16 protein-coding genes and 1 tRNA gene are annotated in these 15,872 nt (G+C 61.5%); 8 read left to right on the forward strand and 9 right to left on the reverse strand.

The window, feature by feature from the left end; translation table 11 throughout:
* Window positions 1–21: 21 nt before the first annotated feature.
* From ettA to ACTX90_RS10075, 3 genes are all read right to left on the reverse strand, one after another.
* Window positions 22–1,704 carry an energy-dependent translational throttle protein EttA gene (ettA, locus tag ACTX90_RS10065; protein WP_053798281.1) on the reverse strand — a complete coding sequence of 561 codons (1,683 nt, stop codon included), beginning with the start codon at window positions 1,702–1,704 and terminating at the stop codon, window positions 22–24.
* 113 nt (window positions 1,705–1,817) lie between these two features.
* On the reverse strand, window positions 1,818–2,291 hold the full coding sequence (locus tag ACTX90_RS10070) for a single-stranded DNA-binding protein (protein WP_160309084.1): 474 nt from the start codon (window positions 2,289–2,291) through the stop codon (window positions 1,818–1,820).
* Window positions 2,292–2,363: 72 nt separating this feature from the next.
* Window positions 2,364–3,239, reverse strand: a complete 876-nt coding sequence (locus tag ACTX90_RS10075) for a CPBP family intramembrane glutamic endopeptidase (protein ID WP_424677949.1) — start codon at window positions 3,237–3,239, stop codon at window positions 2,364–2,366.
* Window positions 3,240–3,378: 139 nt separating this feature from the next.
* Between ACTX90_RS10075 and ACTX90_RS10080 the strand changes: the two genes are divergently transcribed.
* Window positions 3,379–3,452 (forward strand) — tRNA-Arg (locus ACTX90_RS10080).
* A 211-nt stretch (window positions 3,453–3,663) separates the two neighbouring features.
* Here ACTX90_RS10080 and ACTX90_RS10085 read toward each other — a convergent pair.
* Window positions 3,664–5,352: an FAD-binding dehydrogenase gene (locus tag ACTX90_RS10085; RefSeq protein WP_425323553.1), complete on the reverse strand. Its 1,689-nt coding sequence runs from the start codon at window positions 5,350–5,352 to the stop codon at window positions 3,664–3,666.
* A 296-nt stretch (window positions 5,353–5,648) separates the two neighbouring features.
* Here ACTX90_RS10085 and ACTX90_RS10090 point away from each other — a divergent pair, with 296 nt between their 5' ends.
* A complete protein-coding gene (locus ACTX90_RS10090; protein WP_113606374.1) occupies window positions 5,649–6,866 on the forward strand; it encodes an MFS transporter in 1,218 nt (405 codons plus the stop codon).
* On the opposite strand, the gene ACTX90_RS10095 is transcribed toward ACTX90_RS10090, so the two are convergent.
* Window positions 6,863–7,309 (reverse strand): Lrp/AsnC family transcriptional regulator, encoded by a 447-nt coding sequence (locus ACTX90_RS10095; RefSeq protein ID WP_047119318.1) that lies wholly within the window; start codon window positions 7,307–7,309, stop codon window positions 6,863–6,865. The genes ACTX90_RS10090 and ACTX90_RS10095 overlap by 4 nt on opposite strands.
* 155 nt (window positions 7,310–7,464) lie before the next feature.
* Between ACTX90_RS10095 and ACTX90_RS10100 the strand changes: the two genes are divergently transcribed.
* From ACTX90_RS10100 to ACTX90_RS10125, 6 genes are all read left to right on the forward strand, one after another.
* Window positions 7,465–8,187 (forward strand): LysE family translocator, encoded by a 723-nt coding sequence (locus ACTX90_RS10100; RefSeq protein WP_053798285.1) that lies wholly within the window; start codon window positions 7,465–7,467, stop codon window positions 8,185–8,187.
* A gap of 149 nt (window positions 8,188–8,336) precedes the next feature.
* The gene (locus tag ACTX90_RS10105) at window positions 8,337–9,026 is read left to right on the forward strand and encodes an energy-coupling factor ABC transporter ATP-binding protein (RefSeq protein ID WP_082344783.1); all 690 of its coding nucleotides are present in this window, start codon (window positions 8,337–8,339) and stop codon (window positions 9,024–9,026) included.
* Window positions 9,023–9,637, forward strand: a complete 615-nt coding sequence (locus ACTX90_RS10110) for an energy-coupling factor transporter transmembrane component T family protein (RefSeq protein ID WP_113606375.1) — start codon at window positions 9,023–9,025, stop codon at window positions 9,635–9,637. The genes ACTX90_RS10105 and ACTX90_RS10110 overlap by 4 nt, the downstream gene beginning before the upstream one ends.
* A gap of 46 nt (window positions 9,638–9,683) precedes the next feature.
* Window positions 9,684–10,262: a biotin transporter BioY gene (locus tag ACTX90_RS10115; protein ID WP_047119321.1), complete on the forward strand. Its 579-nt coding sequence runs from the start codon at window positions 9,684–9,686 to the stop codon at window positions 10,260–10,262.
* A gap of 4 nt (window positions 10,263–10,266) precedes the next feature.
* Window positions 10,267–11,706, forward strand: coding sequence for a class I adenylate-forming enzyme family protein (locus ACTX90_RS10120; protein ID WP_113606376.1), 1,440 nt, complete (start codon window positions 10,267–10,269; stop codon window positions 11,704–11,706).
* Complete coding sequence (locus ACTX90_RS10125; RefSeq protein ID WP_113606377.1) at window positions 11,703–12,875, forward strand: thiolase family protein; 1,173 nt, start codon at window positions 11,703–11,705, stop codon at window positions 12,873–12,875. Before ACTX90_RS10120 ends, ACTX90_RS10125 begins: the two co-directional genes overlap by 4 nt.
* Here the strand turns inward: ACTX90_RS10125 and ACTX90_RS10130 are convergent.
* From ACTX90_RS10130 to sufD, 4 genes are all read right to left on the reverse strand, one after another.
* On the reverse strand, window positions 12,872–13,216 hold the full coding sequence (locus ACTX90_RS10130; protein WP_047119324.1) for a metal-sulfur cluster assembly factor: 345 nt from the start codon (window positions 13,214–13,216) through the stop codon (window positions 12,872–12,874). The genes ACTX90_RS10125 and ACTX90_RS10130 overlap by 4 nt on opposite strands.
* Before the next feature lie 212 nt (window positions 13,217–13,428).
* Entirely contained in the window at window positions 13,429–13,773 is a 345-nt protein-coding gene (locus tag ACTX90_RS10135; protein ID WP_047119325.1) for a metal-sulfur cluster assembly factor, read from the reverse strand.
* 14 nt (window positions 13,774–13,787) lie between these two features.
* Window positions 13,788–14,546, reverse strand: a complete 759-nt coding sequence (sufC, locus tag ACTX90_RS10140; RefSeq protein ID WP_047119326.1) for a Fe-S cluster assembly ATPase SufC — start codon at window positions 14,544–14,546, stop codon at window positions 13,788–13,790.
* Between the two features lie 45 nt (window positions 14,547–14,591).
* Window positions 14,592–15,872 carry a Fe-S cluster assembly protein SufD gene (sufD, locus tag ACTX90_RS10145; RefSeq protein ID WP_047119327.1) on the reverse strand — a complete coding sequence of 427 codons (1,281 nt, stop codon included), beginning with the start codon at window positions 15,870–15,872 and terminating at the stop codon, window positions 14,592–14,594.

Genomic DNA, 15,872 nt, shown 5'->3' on the forward strand with positions numbered 1-15,872 from the left:
CTTTTCCCTTACCCGGAATCTTTAGTCGCGGGTCAAGCGGCGGTGGGTGACGCGGTGCGGCTTCGCTGCATCCGGGCCCAGGCGCTCAATCTTGTTGGCTTCGTAGGACTCGAAGTTGCCCTCGAACCAGTACCAGTTCGACGGGTTCTCTTCGGTGCCCTCGTAGGCCAGGATGTGGGTGGCCACGCGGTCCAGGAACCAACGGTCGTGGGAGACGACCACTGCACAGCCCGGGAACTCCAGAAGCGCGTTTTCCAGCGAGGACAGCGTTTCAACGTCGAGGTCGTTGGTAGGCTCATCGAGCAGCAACAGGTTGCCGCCCTGCTTGAGGGTCAGTGCCAGGTTCAGGCGGTTGCGCTCACCACCGGAGAGCACACCTGCCTTCTTCTGCTGGTCCGGGCCCTTGAAGCCGAACGCCGAAACATAGGCGCGCGAAGGCATTTCGACCTGGCCGACCTGGATGTAGTCCAGTCCGTCCGAAACAACTTCCCACAGGCTCTTGTTCGGATCGATGTTTTCGCGGTTCTGGTCAACGTAGGAGATCTTGACGGTTTCGCCGACCTTCAGGTTGCCGCCGTCCAGCTGCTCCATGCCCACGATGGTCTTGAACAAGGTCGACTTACCGACACCGTTCGGACCGATAACGCCAACGATGCCGTTGCGCGGCAGCGAGAACGATAGGCCGTCGATGAGGACGCGGTCGCCGAAGCCCTTCTTCAGGTCCGTGGCCTCGATAACTACCTGGCCCAGGCGCGGGCCTGGCGGGATCTGGATCTCTTCGAAGTCAAGCTTGCGGGTGCGCTCGGCTTCGGCTGCCATTTCCTCGTAACGTGCCAGACGGGCCTTGGACTTGGTCTGGCGTCCCTTGGCGTTGGAGCGAACCCATTCGAGTTCCTCGGCCAGGCGCTTTGCCAGCTTCTGGTCCTTCTTGCCCTGGACCTCCATGCGTTCGCGCTTCTTCTCCAGGTAGGTGGAGTAGTTGCCCTCGTATGGGTGCAGACGACCGCGGTCGACTTCACAGATCCATTCGGCGACGTGATCGAGGAAGTAACGGTCGTGGGTCACGGCCAGTACGGCGCCCGGGTAGGCCGACAGGTGCTGCTCCAGCCACAGGACCGACTCGGCGTCCAAGTGGTTGGTGGGCTCATCGAGCAGCAGCAGGTCCGGCTTCTGCAGAAGCAGCTTGCACAGTGCTACACGACGGCGCTCACCACCGGAGAGGTGGGTGACCATTTCGTCGCCCGGCGGGCAGCGCAGGGCATCCATGGCCTGTTCAAGCTGGTTGTCGATGTCCCAAGCGTCGGCAGCGTCAATCGCTTCCTGCAGCTTGCCCATCTCTTCCAGCAGGGCATCGAAGTCGGCGCCGTCTTGGGCCATTTCTTCGGAGATTTCGTTGAAGCGCTGGATCTTTTCGTAGATCTCGCCAACGCCTTCCTGGACGTTGCCCAGGACAGTCTTTTCTTCGTTCAGCGGCGGTTCCTGCAGGAGGATGCCGACCGAGTAGCCTGGTGAGAGTCGAGCCTCACCGTTCGACGGGGTATCAATCCCCGCCATGATCTTCAGGATTGTTGACTTACCAGCACCGTTAGGGCCCACGACACCAATTTTGGCGCCCGGATAGAACGACATGCTGACATCGTCAAGAATGACTTTGTCACCAACGGCCTTGCGAGCCTTGGTCATCGTATAAATGAATTCCGCCATACCCTTAAGGCTAGTCTGTCGCAGGCTCCAAAACCCAATCCATGGGGCAGAATCTTCCTCTCACGGTGCCCGGATTCACAAAGTCCGCCCGGGCACCGAAGGTTTTGCGGGTTTCAGGCCGCGTCGGTGTCCTCGCTGGCCCACATGTTCTCTCCCCGCACTTCGTCCGAAGATCGAGAATTCCCCGCGGCCGAGGTGTGCGTCACGCGTTCGGCTTCGCCGCCGTCACTGCGAACCTTGGTGAATAGCGACGTGCCGAACCTGAGATCATGGCCCAGCGAATATGCCTCAAGGTCGGCGCTCATCCCCCGGGTGCCGTCGGGCCGGTCAAACTGTCGAATCTGCAGTTTTCCGAAGATCACCAAATGGTCTCCTTGGGCAATCGACTCCATCGCGTTTTCTGCCAGGGCGCGAAATGCCGAGATGGAAAACCAGCTGGTTGCGCCATCGACCCACTGCCCGGTTTCGCCGTCGCGTTTGCGTTCATGAGTCGCAACACGGAACTTGAGTACCGCGAGTCCCTTCGGGGTAATGCTCAATTGCGGTTCCGTACCGACAATCCCCCGGATGGTCATCAAATCGGTCATGGCCTGTTCTCCTTTGAACGTGGAACCAGCGAATGCCGGCTTCCACTCCATGTTCAGCCATGCTCCTTTTATTCAGGACCGAATCGGACGATCTGTGGATAATCGCGGTGTTGCCGGTTCGCCGAAGGCGCGGACGGACAGCATGACAGCAATCAGAATTGCAGGAAGGATCCACCCGGACCATCCGAGGATCGAGGCCTTTTGCGTATCAAGGATTACGCCCATCACCATGAATAGCGATACGAGTCCCGCACTGGCGTTGAAGATCGCGTGGGCGAGGGCGGCAGGCCAGACCGACTGGGAGAAGGTCCGCAACCAGGCGAAGAATGCGCCCACCACAACGCACATTCCACACATGGACACTACGCCCCATGCTCCGTCGGCCAACGGGTAGTTGTAGCCGAGAAGGATTAGTGGTGCATGCCAAATTCCCCACACGATTCCGGAAATCAGAATGGCGGGAAGTTGGCCCATCGGCTGCAGGCGGGGCCACAACCAGCCACGCCAACCGACTTCTTCACCCAGAGCAGGAAGCAGGTTCATCAGTCCCGCAACAAGGATCAAACCACCCTGATCTGCGAGGTAGTGGCCGATACCATCCTCGCCTGAAACGATTTTCAAGATCGTGAAGTTCTGCAGATCCCCGGGAAAGACGCCGAGCCAGGACCCGACGAAGACCGCCTGGAGGATCAAGAACACCGGAATCAGTATTCCGAGCAGCATGGCGGTGATGAACCGCCAAGGACGGCGCACTGGCCACATGCCGACGTGCTCAAAAAATTTACCGAGCTTCCCTTCGAGGGACGCTACGATAACAGCCGCAATGCTCGGAGTGATCATCATCGCCAGCGCGATCCACCTGAATGATGGATGGGCAAGTCCCCCGCCAAGCCATAGCGGCATGGCGACGATCCACGCAAGAATCATGCTCAAGAGACAGAACAGCACAGTTCCTTGAACTCTCCCGATTTTCCATCGCTGCACGTTAACCTCGCCTAATCAGCAACTGTAAAACCACTGCCAATCCCACCCTATCCGTTTCGAATCGCGTTCCATGCGAACCATAGGCTAAACTATTTTGGGTTCTGCCTCCGTAGCTCAGCTGGATAGAGCAAGAGCCTTCTAATCTCTAGGTCGTGGGTTCGAATCCCGCCGGGGGCGCAAAACAGGAACCGCCGTTCACTTGGTCAAACAGGTGCACGGCGGTTCTTTTCTTCGGTCAGAAACCTCTAGTCCAGTCCGCCGCAATCCCCGGATGCCAACATTGACAAGGCTCTTGTCACTGCAGGCGGTCCCTGAACCGGGCTGATCGATCGCGACTGGCATTGTGAGCCAGCGCGAGGGCGTGCTGCGGACCGCGCTTTCTCCACCGTTAGATGACCTGCGAGCAAATGGCTCGACCTGCTTGGCGACCGGTGAAGAGACAACCGCCCAGAAAAGTTCCCTCAAGAGCGTTGTATCCGTGCATACCCCCGCCGCCGAAGCCTGAGGCTTCCCCCACGGCGTAGAGTCCATTCAGAAGCCTGCCTTCCGGAGACAGCACACGCCCCGAGAGGTCGGTTTGCAATCCGCCAAGCGACTTGCGGGTCAGCACATGCAACTTCACGGCGATCAGCGGCCCGGCGGCAGGGTCGAGGATCCGATGCGGCGCGACGACGCGCATGAGCCTGTCGCCCAGATACCTGCGCGCATTCCGGATGCTTTGCATCTGCGAGTCCTTGCTGAAGGCGTTCTCCACTTGGAGATCTCGTGATTCTATTTGCCGGCGCAGGAGTTCCGTGTCCAACTGTGCCTCTGGCGCAATCGCGTTCATTTTCGCGACCAGGCCTTCGAGAGTATCGGATGACACGAAATCCGCCCCATGCTCCAGGAACGCCGCGACGGGAGCCGGGGCGCCTTTGCCGAAAAGCCGGTCTTTGACCACTGCCTTGCGATCATGGTTGGTGAGGTCCGGATTCTGCTCGGAGCCTGAGAGCGCGAATTCTTTCTCGATGATCCGCTGGTTCAAGACGAACCACGAATGGTCAAACGCGGAAGAGCTCGGATCGGTTCTCAGATGACGGAGGGTACCGATGGTGTCGTGCCCCGGCAGACCGGGCGCAGGCAGGCGGTTGCCGTTTGCATCGAACCACATTGATGTGGGACCCGGGAGTATCCGGATGCCATGCAGTGGCCAAATCGGGTCCCAGTTTCTGATTCCTTCGGTGTAATGCCACATGCGATCGCGGTTCACGACGTTTGCCCCCGCAGCTTCGCCAAGTTCCAGTCCGCTACCATCAACGTACGCAGGCACCCCCGAAATCATGTGGGCTGGCGCGTTGCCAAGGCGGTCCGGCCAGTATTTCCTGACCAAATCATGGTTGCCCCCGATCCCGCCGGTGGCCACGACCACTGCCTGCGAATGGATCTCGAACTCGCTTTCGACGACCCGAGAGGATCTGACGCCACGGGCACTGGCATCCGGCTCCAGGACGCTGCCGCGCACCCCGGTGACGGTCCCATCAGTCACGACGAGTTCGGTCACCCGATGCCTGAAGCAGAGATCTGCTTTGCCGTCCCGGTGCGCTTGAAGAACTTTCTCTGCGAAGGGGCCGCTAACGCCAGTACCCGTTCCCCATGAAATGTGGAAGCGTGGAACGGAGTTCCCGTGGCTTCCCGCGGCGCCGCTACCCCGCTCGGCCCAGCCGACAACCGGAGTCAGCTCGATGCCCTGTTCGCGAATCCACGAGCGTTTTTCCTCAGCGGCGAATTCAACATAGGCCTTGGCCCACTTCACAGCCCAGGCGTCCTGATCTTCCAGCCGATCAAACTGTGCGCTGTCCCGCCAGTCGCTCCAAGCAAGCTCGAAGGAGTCCTTGACACGGAGGTGCCGTTGCTCGGGCGAGTCAACGATAAACAGCCCGCCGAATGACCAATATGCCTGCCCGCCGAGATTGTTCGAGTTTTCCTGGTCCAGGACGGTTACGTGCAGCCCGGCGTCTATGACCTCGGCCGCCGCAACCAGTCCAGACAACCCGGATCCGATGATCACCACATCAGTTTTCAGTGCCTTGGCTCCCACTACCATATCCCCGCTTCGTTGGAAGAGCTTCAGATAATGCTCAGAGCCTACGTGGCATCGGCAAATCACACCAGCCTTGCATTTGTTTGACTTGGGCAATAATTACAGAGCCCGAGGATCTAATCTCGACTGGACCAATCAGGCTGAGGCGGGCGCATTATCCGATTCTGTGAATGGCATACGAGCAAGCGCAACACCGACACTGAAGATCGCTCAAACGAGGGCATCACGCAAGGAAACTAACGCGGAATGAGATAAACTTTTAAGCAGTTTCACGTTGAAGGGCGAAAGGGTAAATGACACAGGCCACCAGCACAGCTTCTCGGAGAGTTCTCACCGAGCGGACTAGCATTAATCTCATTTTTCTAGCTGCTGGCATCTCTTTCGCATCGTGGGCCGGTCGCCTGACCGTCATTGATGAGGTCTTCAATTTTTCGGGCCTGACGTTCGGTTCATTCCTGCTGTGCATGACCGCGGGAACCCTATTGGGCATTTCGATAATTCCGATAATTAGTAGAAAAATAAATACTCGAAAACTACTTTTCTACTTCCCAATTCTACTCGCTGCGTGCCTTGTCGCCCTTGGTATTTCAATTTCAATTACGCGCACACCAATAACTGCGTTTATCTTCCTTTTTATTAATGGGATATTTTTCGGATGCCTGGATATCATGATGAATGTCAGCGGCGCTCGTGTTGAACGGCATCAAGGGCGAAGCCTCATGCCGATATTCCATGGATTCTTCAGTCTCGGAACGCTACTCGGCGCGGGGATCGCGACGGCAACAATTAGCCTCCGGATGCTGACCATCTGGCATTTCTCGATTGTCGCCGCCATGCTGGTGGCTATCGCCGTTCTGGCACAGGTGGGGCTAGTTGGCTGGGAACAAGAAAACTACGGAACTCGATCCAAACCGTCGAACAGGAGCAATACCGCGTCGAACCAAAAGTTGGGCCTGCTGCTCTTGCTCGGGCTCATGGTAGCCGGCCTAAGCTTCGCCGAAGGCGCGGCCAATGACTGGATTGCTCTGGCAACCGTCAATGGCCATGGCTTGCCCCATCACACCGGCGCGCTCATGTTCACCCTTTTCGTGGCAGCTATGACGGCCGGGCGGTTTGCTGGTGGCAAGATCGTGGACAGCGTCGGACCACGGCGCACCCTGCTGCTCATGGGCTCGATAGGGTTGGCCGGCATCTGCATATTCCTGATCGGCCACGGCCCTATCGTCCTTGGAATCGCAGCGGTCATGTGGGGCCTGGGAAGTTCATTGGGCTTCCCGGTGGGCATGACCATCGCCGCCTCGCAGGGCAGCAGACTTGGCCCCAACGCTGTAAGCATCATCAGCGCCTTCGGATACGGCGCGATGCTTTCCGGCCCACCACTGATCGGATTCGCCGTCGATCATACCGGCCTGCCGGAAGCCCTGTGGATCGCTTTCGGGGTCATGTTGATGTCCTTGCTGCTGACACCACGCGTAACCCGCGTGCCGGCAAAGATTACGAGTGTCGGCTAGACCGGCAGGACCGCCCTGCCCTTGATGTTTCGCATGACAATGGTGCTGGTCAACTTTTCAACCGCCGGCAAGTTCACCAGCACCTCGTCATAGACCCGCTGGTAGTGCGGCAGATCCTTGGCGAATACCCGCAGCAGGAAGTCGGGTTCGCCGAACAGGCGCTGCGCCTCCACGATGAGCTCCTCCGATTCGACGGCTGCCTCGAATTCCTTCAAATGCGAACGGTCCCTGAGCGTGACGAACACCAGCGCCTCGAATCCGAGCCCCAGTTGCCTCGGATCGACCACGGCTTGGTATCCGGTGATCACACCGGACCGTTCCAGCTCGCGCATCCGTCGGTGACATGGCGCAACCGATAGTCCGACGCGGGCGGCAACAGCAGTGGCGCTCATTCGCCCGTCCTGCTGCAGTTCAGCGATGATGGCGCGATCCAATTTATCCATAGCTTGATAGTACTGCACAAATATTTTGCTTAAGTTCTGAGTAAGAATGATTTATATTGCTCATGTGGTCCGTCAAGGCAAAGATTCGGCAAGCACATTTCCCGTTTTTTCTCCTAACGTTGTTCCCAGGTCATCAGATACACACTGGAGGAACAATGGAAATCAGTCAGCTGACGGGTTTTTTGCTGGTTTCAATTACCCTTGCCTGCACCCCTGGCGCCGACTGGGCCTACATCATCTCCTCCGCGCTGGGAAAGACCAGCTACCGCCCGGCAGTCTGGGGCCTGCTCTCCGGATACCTGTTCCACACCGCACTTCTGGTCTGCGGCATGGCCGCCCTGGTGGCAAGCTCCCCCAATCTCTTGATGGGCCTGACCATGGCCGGTTCGCTCTACCTGCTCTGGCTTGGCATCTCGACGTTGCGCAGCTGGAAGAAAGCCAAGTTCTATGACGGTTCCGCCGGCCCGGGACTCCAGGAAGTCGCCACCGACCCTACACCGGACGCCCCGCAGGCGTCGGCTTCGGTTGCCCTGCTGCAAAAGGCCCCGACCGAGGTGAAGTCCGCCGGCGCATGGCGCGCCCCGTTCTTCAAGGGTCTGCTCACCAGCGGCACCAACCCCAAGGCCTTGCTTCTTTATGTCGCACTGATCCCCCAGTTCCTCGATAGCGCGCAGCCCATGCCGATGACGGTGCAAACGGCCATTCTCGGCCTCGGGCACTTCGTGGTATCGATCGCCGTGTACTTCTCCGTGGCCAAGGCCGCCCGGGTCCTGCTTCGCTCCAGGCCCGTGGCCGCCCGCATGGTGACCTTCGGCTCCGGAATCATCATGATCGGCCTCGCTCTGGGTTTGATTTACGAGCAGTTTTTCGTCGTATAGCTACTTTCTTGAACAGTGATCAAGAAAATTGAACGGTGATCAAGTATCCTCTTAATTGTGGCCACCCAAGCCATGAACTAAGAGCATGACTGATCGAACTGCACCCAGCAGATCTCATCGGCCTTGCATGAGTGACCTGCTGGAGCATTGTGAACTTACCTCAGATTCAACTGGAGAACGTGACGGTCAGCTACGACGACCGTGACGTGCTGACCAATCTCACGCTCGCACTCAACGAACAGCGCATCGGAATCATCGGTGCCAATGGTGCGGGAAAGAGCACCCTGTCCCGTCTGCTGAACGGATTGGTCCTGCCTACCACGGGCACCGTCCGCGTCGGCGAGCTCACCACGGCCAAGCATGCAAAGCAGATCCGGCGCGATGTGGGGTTCGTTTTCCAGAACCCCGCAAACCAGATCATCATGCCGCTGGTGGCCGAAGACATCGCCTTCGGATTGAAAAACCTCGGACTCGGAAAGCAGGAACGCCAGTTCCGCGTCGCCGACACCCTGGCGCAGCTGAACATCACGCATCTCGCGGAGCGTGAAAGCCATACCCTCTCCGGTGGAGAGCAGCAGATGGTCGCGCTGGCCGCTGTCATCGCGATGCAGCCGCGAACGATTGTCTTCGACGAACCGACCACCATGCTGGACTTGAAGAACCGGCTGGCATTCCAACGAGAAATCGCCCGGCTGGACCAGCGGGCCATCGTGGTCACCCATGACTTGGAGATCCTCGAGGACTTCGACCGGGTCGTGGTGGTCACCGACGGCGGCATCGGATTCGACGGGGCTCCGGACCAGGCCATCGCCCACTACCGTCAGTGGAGCCACGCATGATCGCGGCGAAAAATACGTCGTGGCTGTCCAGAACCCCCGCGGGATGGAAGTTCGGAACCCTGCTGGCGATCAGCATCAGCCTGTATCTGATCTCCTCCTGGCAGGTGCTGCTGGCCTTGCTGCTCGTGAGCATCGCCACCCTGGTATCGGCCCGGGTGGACTTCAAGCAGCTGCGCATGCCGCTGGTAACGCTGGCCGCCATCCTTGCCGTGGTGCTGATCCTGCTGGGAATCCAAACAGGCTGGCTCAACGCAACCATCGCGGTGCTGCGCTTGCTCACCATGTGCATATTCGCCTATTCGGTCAGCCTGACCACGAGTTTCGACGCCATGCTGGAGCTGTTCCAGAAGGTCGCTTCTCCCCTGCGCGTTCTCGGCGCCAATCCGGCGCAGATCGCGTTGGCCCTGTCCATGGCCATCCGGTTCATCCCGGAGCTCAAACGCGTTTATCTTGAGGTCCGCGAGGCGCAGCACGCCCGCGGTCTGGGCAACAACCCGCTCGCGGTAAGCGTCCCGCTGGTCATTCGATCCCTGAAAATCGCGGACGAGACCGCCGAAGCGCTCGACGCCCGCGGCTATGATTCCGCACCGGCACGGCACCACCGGCTCTAGCCGCCCCACCACCCTTCATCGCCTTCACCCGTCTCTAGGAGTACCCATGTCCACCACCACCGCCCCCTCCCAAACACGCAATACCGTGTACGTCGCAGTCTTCGCGGCGATGATCGCCGCAATGGGACTGGTTCCGCCCATCACCCTGGGCGTCATCCCGGTGCCGATCACCCTGCAGACCCTGGGCGTCATGCTCGCCGGCGCCATGCTGGGCCCTTGGCGCGGTTCCTTGGCGTCGCTGGTCGTGATCGTGCTCTCCGTGGCAGGACTGCCGCTGCTGGCCGGAGGCCGCGGCGGGTTGGGTGTGCTGTTGGGCCCAACCGGCGGCTACCTGGTCGGATGGTTCTTCGGCTCGCTGGTCATCGGTGCGCTGTTCAAGTACTGGGTGATCCGCATGCAGTCCAAGCTCCTGCAGCTGGTGTCCGGCCTGGTTGCCACCATCCTCGGCGGCATCGTGGTGATCTACCTGTTCGGCGTCCCGTGGACCGCGGTTGTCACCGGTCTCGACCTGAAGACCTCGCTGGTCGGCTCCCTCGCATTCCTGCCCGGTGACCTGCTCAAGGCAGTGGTGGCCACGCTCGTCGCCCTGACCGTCCACCGCAGCTACCGCGGACTGCTGAAGTAACCTCGTGGATCTCTCGCTTGCCGTGGAGCATTGGGCTCGAAGCACGCCGGACCGGATCGCAGTGGCCTCCGCCAAGGAGGAACTGACCTTCGGCCAGCTGATGCTTCGGGCCCAAGGTCTATCCACGCGCCTTCGCCGGCACCCGGGCCTGCGCGTGGGCATCCATACCCAGGACCCGGTGGCCATGGCGGTCGGGTTCCATGCGGCGGTTCTGGCCGGAAAGTCGCTGGTTGTCCTCGATCCAGCCTGGCCGCAGGAACAGCTAGCAGCAACCGCCCGACGGCTGGGAGCCGCCTTGGTGGTCACCGCCCCGGAGCACGCAGCTGTGCTCCAAAACCTTGGTTTCTCCACCCATTCGGTTCCAGTTGACGGCGCAGGTCCCCTGCACCCGGTCCGGCCGGCCTCTGCAGAGCGCGAACTGCTGGTCATCTGCACCTCCGGATCCAGCGGCGAGCCCAAGGCGATCGTGCGCAGCCAGGGCTCATGGCAGCAGTCGCTGTCCTCGGGCGCCGCGATCCTCGGCGCAGTTCCCGCCGCGCTCACCCTATGCCCCGGGCCGATATCCCATGGGCTCGGACTGTACGCGCTGGTCGAATCGCTGCATACCGGTGGAACCCTGCTGGCCAGCGGACGCTGGAACACCGATACGGCCCGCACCCTGCTTGGAAGGTACGCCTGCACCCGCATCGTCTCGGTCCCGACGATCATCCAGCGGCTGCTCGATGCGTCCCCCGACGGCGCACTGGACTCGCTTACCACGGTGGTCAGCGGCGGTGAACCGCTGCCCGCCCCCACGGTGGAGACGATTTTCACCGATACCCCTGCGACGGCCTGCACCGAATACTACGGCAGCTCGGAGCACAGCCTGATTGCCTACCGCCACCGCGAACCAGGCGAAGAGCCCGCCGGAAACTTCATTGGCATTCCGTTCCACGGGGTGAAGGTGCACATCCACCGTGAGGAGGGCGCTTCGCCCGGGGGCGCGATCTTCGTAGACAGCCCGTTCAACGCCGAAGGCTACGATTCTTCCGGCGCCGTGTGCATCAATCGGTGCGGAGCCTCCACCAGCGTCGGCGACCTCGGGCGGCTGCTCGACGATGGCCGATTGGAACTTCACGGACGCGGCGGAGCGATGCTCAACCTCAACGGCAATAACGTGCATCCGGGTGAAATCGCGCAGGCCTTCGCACGGCTTGGCCTGGCGGACGTGCGGATCCGCATGTCCTTGCGCGGCGGCAGCAAAACGCTGCTGGCCTACACCTGCACGGAACCGCAGCCGGGCCCGGAGCTTGCCGGCCGGCTGCGCGAGCTGCTGCCGAGCTACAAGATCCCCCGCGAACTGGTATTTCTTGAACGCTGGCCGATGACTTCCAGCGGAAAGATCGCCGACGCCGAACTTCCCGATTCGGGTATTCCCGACCTAGCGAAGGTGGCCCTGAGATGAATCACGCCTACATTATCGGCGCCGCGCGCACTCCGATTGTCCGCGCAGGCAAGGAGTTCACCCGGATCACCGCGGACAGGTTGCTCGGGACCGTGGTCGATGCGCTGCTGCAACGCACGGGCATTGCACCCCAGGCCGTGGACCATGTTTATGCCGGCAACGCCGCCGGACCGGGCGGGAACATTGCCCGGGTTGCGGCTCTCGCCTCGGCGCTGCCGCAGACGGTTCCGGCCACCAGCGTGGATGCGCAGTGCGCCAGCGGACTGGAATCCATCGCGGCGGCGGCGCGCATGATCCGCTGCGGCGAAGCGGACCTGGTGATTGCCGGAGGTGTTGAATCCGCGAGCACCGCGCCGTGGCGCGTGGAGAAGCAGACCGATCCCATGATGCAGCCGCGGCTCTATTCGCGGGCGCGCTTCACGCCAGTTCCCGATCCGGACCCGGACATGGGAGTCGCGGCGGAGAATATCGCGCAGCGCTACGGCATCAGCCGGCAGCGGCAGGACAAGTTCGCGTTGGACAGCCACCGCAAGGCGCTGCAGGCCATGGAATCCGGGGCATTCAGCGCCGAGCTTGTGGGCATCCCGACTTCAGGCGGGCTGGTCGAGGCCGACACCTGCCCGCGCCCGGGGCTCACCCCGCGCAAGCTCGCAGCGCTCAAGCCCGCCTTCGTGCCTGGAGGCAGCGTCACAGCGGGCAACGCCTGCCCGATCAACGACGGCGCGGCCGCGGTCGTGCTGACCAGCGAGCGGATGCTCGAACAGCTGGAACCTGACTTTGCCCTGCGCTACCTCGGCGCGGCCTCCGGAGCGAGCGATCCGGAAATCCTCGGCATGGCGGCGACGCCCGCCTACCGGAATCTGGTCCGCCTGCTCGGCGAGGATCCCACGCGCAGCGACGCGCTGATTGAATTCAATGAGGCGTTCGCGGTGCAGGCGCTGGCCTGCCTGGACGAATTGGGCATTGGCGAACACCGGGTGAACCGCCAAGGCGGAGCCTTGGCCCTCGGGCATCCCTACGGGGCCAGCGGAGCGGTCCTGGTCACCCGTTTATTCTGGCAGGCCCAGCAGGCCCCCACCCCGGGCCAGCGTGCCGTCGCGTTGATGGCCGCCGCAGGAGGCACCGGAAGCGCAGTCGCCTTCGAATCGATGCCCAGTAAGCAGGATTAGAGGTTGAAGCCCAGCGCGCGCATCTGGTCGCGGCCGTCTTCGGTGATGTGTTCGGGGCTCCATGGCGGCATCCAGACCCAGTTCAGGCGGTAGGCCTCGACGAGGCTCTGCAAGGCGTTTTCCACCTGGTCCTCGATGACCGGGGTCAGCGGGCAAGCCGCGCTGGTCAGCGTGATGTCGATGTCCAGGGCGCCGTCCTCGGCGAAGCGCAACCCGTACACGAGGCCCAGGTCAACGATGTTCACACCGAGTTCCGGGTCAATGACATCCCGCAACGCTTCTTCAATGTCCTCAATGGGCTTGGCAACCAGCTTGGCGGTTGCGTGCGTCGTTTCTGTCACGATTCTCTCCCCTGTCGCACTCTATGTGAGCTAGCCCTCACTGGAATACAGGGAACTATACGCACGGCTTCGCGCCGCCTGCCACCGCCAGTCCCACTGAGTCGAAATGGGCAGAGATTTTGCCCCTGCAGCCGTACCGCGAGCCGACAGCAGATGGCAAAAGGCGCCGCACGAAACGAAATTCGTGCGGCGCCTTTGTGGCTCAGCCGTGACTAGATGTTGAACCCGAGGGCTCGCATCTGGTCGCGTCCGTCATCGGTGATCCGTTCAGGACCCCAAGGCGGCATCCAGACCCAGTTCAACCGGTGATCGTCGACGACGCTCTCCAGCGCGGAGGCTACCTGCTCCTCGATGATGTCGGTCAGCGGGCAGGCGGCGGTGGTCAGGGTGAGGTCCAGGACCAGCGCGCCGTCTTCGGCGTACTTCAATCCGTAGAGCAGCCCCAGGTCGACAATGTTGACTCCGAGTTCCGGGTCAATGACGTCCTTCAGTGCTTCTTCGACGTCCTCCAGCGGAGTAGTCGTGGAGCCCTTGCTCTGTTCCGTAGCTTCGCTCATGGGAACTTTCCTAACTAGGCGTTGACGTTCAGGTAACGGTCGTAGCCTTCTTCTTCCAGGCGGTCGGCAAGCTCCGGGCCGCCCTGTTCAGCGATCTTGCCATCCACGAACACGTGCACGAAGTCCGGCTTGATGTAGCGCAGGATGCGGGTGTAGTGGGTGATCAGCAGGGTGCCCATCTGGTTCTCCTCCTGGGCGCGGTTGACGCCCTCGGAGACGATCTTCAGTGCGTCGACGTCCAGGCCGGAGTCGGTCTCGTCCAGCACGGCGAACTTCGGCTTGAACAGTTCCAGCTGCAGGATCTCGACGCGCTTCTTCTCGCCGCCCGAGAAGCCCTCGTTCACGTTGCGCTGTGCGAAGTCGGCATCGATCTTCAGCTTGCCCATGGCTTCCTTGACGTCCTTGGTCCAGGTACGCAGCTTCGGGGCTTCGCCGTCGATAGCGGTCTTGGCGGTGCGCAGGAAGTTGGTCATGGTCACGCCCGGAACCTCGACCGGGTACTGCATGGCCAGGAACAGGCCTGCCTTGGCGCGCTCGTCAACGCTCATCTCCAGCACGTCTTCGCCGTCCAGGGTGATCGAACCACTGGTGACGTTGTAGCGCGGGTGACCGGCGATGGTCGACGCCAGGGTCGACTTGCCCGAACCGTTGGGGCCCATGATTGCGTGGGTCTCATTGGTGTTGATGGTCAGGGTTACACCCTTGAGGATTTCCTTGGAGCCCTGCTCGGTGTCGATCGAGACGTGCAGGTCCTTGATTTCCAGAGTAGACATACGTCGTTCCGTTTCTTTCTAAAAGCTGATGAAGACAGGCACTGACTAGTTGTCAGTTGCAGCCAGTTCGGATTCGATGGTCTCGGTCAGACGCTCCTGCAGAGCTTCGTCGCCGATCTGCTGAACGATTTCGTTCAGGAAGCCGCGAACCACCAGGCGGCGTGCGGTCTTCTCGTCGATGCCGCGGGCCATCAGGTAGAACAGGTGCTCGTCGTCGAAACGGCCGGTGGTCGATGCGTGTCCCGCACCGTCGATCAGGCCGGTTTCGATTTCCAGGTTCGGCACCGAGTCGGCGCGTGCGCCGTCGGTCAGCACCAGGTTGCGGTTCGCTTCGTAGGAGTCGGTGCCCACGGCGGCCTTCTGGATCAGCACGTCGCCGACCCATACGGTGTGCGCGTCCTTGCCCTGCAGCGCACCCTTGTAGAGCACGTTGGACTTGCAGTTGGCCACGGCGTGGTCAACGAACAGGCGGTGCTCCTGGTGCTGGCCGGCATCGGCGAAGTACAGGCCGTACAGCTCGATCTCGGCGCGTTCGCCGGTGAAGCGTGCCGACGGGTTCACGCGCACCAAGTCGCCACCGAAGGTGACGGCGATGTGCTTGAACGATGCACCGGCGGCAACCAGCGCCTGCTGCGAGGAAGCATGGACGGCGTCGTTCTCCCAGGCCTGCAGCGAGATCACGGTCAGGCGGGCGTCGGCACGGACATCGAATTCGATGTTCTGCGCCAGCACGGCGGAGCCGACGTGGTCCAGGATGATGGTTGCTTCGGTGTTCTCCTCGGCAACCACGATGATGTGCTGGGCGGCGGCATCCAGCGACTCGCCGGTGATGCGCAGGGTGGCCTGCACGCCTTCGGCGCCCTTCGGAACGGTGACGACCTGCGAGCTGGAAGCGTACTTCCAGGCGTTGGCCGAGACGCGGTCATCCGGGGTGTGGGCGATGCCGTTGAGCACGTCATCGGCGGCGACCTCGGTCAGCACGACTGCATCGCTGCCGGTCAGCTCGACCTTCGGGGCGGCACCGGTCAGCTCGTCGGTGTGCAGGCCCTTCAGGCGCTTGAGCGGGGTGAAGCGCCAGTCCTCTTCGCGGCCGGTCAGCTTGGCGAAGTCCTCGACGTTGTAGCTGGTCAGACGGCCTGCACGCGAGGAGTCCGGAACGCCTACGCCGCCGCCGTGGCTGTGCGCCTTCGATGAAGCGCCGCCCAGCGGCGAGCCGTTGGAGTCGTTGATCGGCGAAAGGTTTTCGCCCTCTTCGGTGAAACCGGGAATCGATGGTGCGCCGATGCGCGACTTCTCTTCCGGGATATGGGTGGTGGTCTCCGACAT

The sequence above is a fragment of the Glutamicibacter soli genome, assembly GCF_052322135.1.
GTDB lineage: Bacteria > Actinomycetota > Actinomycetes > Actinomycetales > Micrococcaceae > Glutamicibacter > Glutamicibacter soli.